Origin of the sequence: Okeania sp. SIO2B9 (assembly GCF_010672505.1) — a bacterium.
Lineage (GTDB): Bacteria > Cyanobacteriota > Cyanobacteriia > Cyanobacteriales > Microcoleaceae > Okeania > Okeania hirsuta.
Genome location: NZ_JAAHGK010001451.1, coordinates 1 through 1,778 on the forward strand (window position 1 = coordinate 1; position 1,778 = coordinate 1,778).

Annotated in this window: 4 protein-coding genes; all 4 read right to left on the bottom strand. The window is 31.6% G+C overall.

Annotated elements, in window-relative coordinates; all coding sequences use genetic code 11:
* Positions 1-838 precede the first annotated feature (838 nt).
* Positions 839-1,042, bottom strand: coding sequence for a DUF4351 domain-containing protein (locus tag F6K13_RS35600; RefSeq protein WP_339379582.1), 204 nt, complete (start codon positions 1,040-1,042; stop codon positions 839-841).
* 9 nt (positions 1,043-1,051) lie between these two features.
* Entirely contained in the window at positions 1,052-1,285 is a 234-nt protein-coding gene (locus tag F6K13_RS35605) for a PD-(D/E)XK nuclease family transposase (RefSeq protein ID WP_353735745.1), read from the bottom strand.
* Positions 1,286-1,489, bottom strand: coding sequence for a hypothetical protein (locus F6K13_RS35610; protein WP_353735746.1), 204 nt, complete (start codon positions 1,487-1,489; stop codon positions 1,286-1,288).
* Between the two features lie 9 nt (positions 1,490-1,498).
* Positions 1,499-1,778 (bottom strand): Rpn family recombination-promoting nuclease/putative transposase (locus tag F6K13_RS35615; RefSeq protein ID WP_353735747.1); only part of this gene is annotated, 280 nt, incomplete at its 5' end.

Genomic DNA, 1,778 nt, shown 5'->3' on the forward strand with positions numbered 1-1,778 from the left:
AGTGAAGATTTGAGAGTTATTTTGAGTTGTCATAAATTAGAGATTTTTTCAGGAAATAAGGGAAGCAAATGGAAAATATCTCTAACAAAATGCGCCGACAAAGAAAGATTTTTGGCAACTGGTCTAAATCTCAATTAACTCATAAAAAAAAGAGATGTTTAATAATAAATTTGCGATCGCCACTGTCACAAAACCAGATTAGAAAACCACATACATAATAGAGAGGTGAAATTAAGTCTTGAATTAGGACAAATACTCTCTAATAAATACATTTATTCTTGAGTAATTAAATTAGTTTTGTTTATTGGTCAGCTCTCTCAAGATTTTGGGAGAGTATTTTATCCAGAATTTGAGTAATTTTGGAATTGATTTAGAAATTACTTTCTTTGGCTTCTGATGATCGAGTCTGCTAGATGTCTAATCAGAAAAACAGTCTCTTGCAGGTTGGGTTGAGAGACCTGAGATTGCTTCTCAAAGGTTAACCCAACAAAAAATATATTTGTTGGGCTGAACTTAATTTGCCTACCTACAATATCCTGGCTAAATTATCAGAACATGACAGCAGACTTTTTTCAGATTTTACTTATTACACAATTAATCTAATTGTAGAAGATTTACCAATTTAGAAGATTCTTGTCTTGAATCAGACTTTTTTGCTTTGCTGTTAGTTGGTAAGACTCCAGAGTTTGATGAACAGACAGAAATTATTTAATCCTTAATTACAGAAGAAAAATACTTTTGATAAAGCACTTATTAAAGGATTACTAATATTAAGAGCGATCGCCTCCTCAAAATATAAGGCCATTGTAGGAAGCGATCACCTAACTTATTAAAACAACTAACGTTTCTCTAACCAACTCAATAAATCTTCCAGACTTTTGAAGTCTAAAAAATCTTCTCCTAAACTTTCTAAATTTTCAATGGATAAATCTTCCACTTGACTACTTATAGTTACTGAAATTTCTCCAAAACACTTTTTCAGTTGACGCATGATTAAGACTATTGTTTGATTAAGTCGTCCTTGTTCTACCGCATAAATTATTCGCCCTCTTTAATCTTGCAAGGTTATTCCCCGACGGTCAACTATATCTAGTTCTTCTGCCGTCATATTAATTTTATTGGCAATATTTAAAGCCATTTCTATCTCTGATACTTCTCCCAAATTTTCTGGTATTTCATGCAAAGTAGCTGCCTCTTTCAAAAAATAAATCAACTTATCAGTCAAACTATTCAACTCTGACAAAGTTCTCTTAAACTTTGGTAATTCTACAAAAATTAACCGCAATTATCGCTCCAGGCATTCAAACTTTTTGATTTCCTCTTGAAACACAAATTTATTAATCACACCCTCAGTATTATTAAACAGAATAAAATCAGTAATAGTCACCGCAATTGCTGGATTTAATAGAGGATAATCTTCTCCTTTTTCTAATTGATTGGCATAAGCTTTAGCTAGGTTATAAGCTACCCGTTTGCTAAAAGCAGTCATTCGCGCCACTTACATTTCAATTACTACCAGAGAGCCATCTCTTAAAACTGCTTTTATATCTAAATAAGTCTCCTTTAATGATATTATCTGACCGGGATTATAAGGATTGACAATTGTCAAAGATTCAATTACTTTCTCTCCTTCATAAATAATCGCATTCAGAAAGCTAATTAAAATCTCTTTGCTTTGTTCCGATCCAAATATTTTTTTAAAGGCATAATCGACTTTTGGGTTAATAAATCTCATAATACTTTTGATACAGTTAATCTCAGAAGTTATGAAAAATATT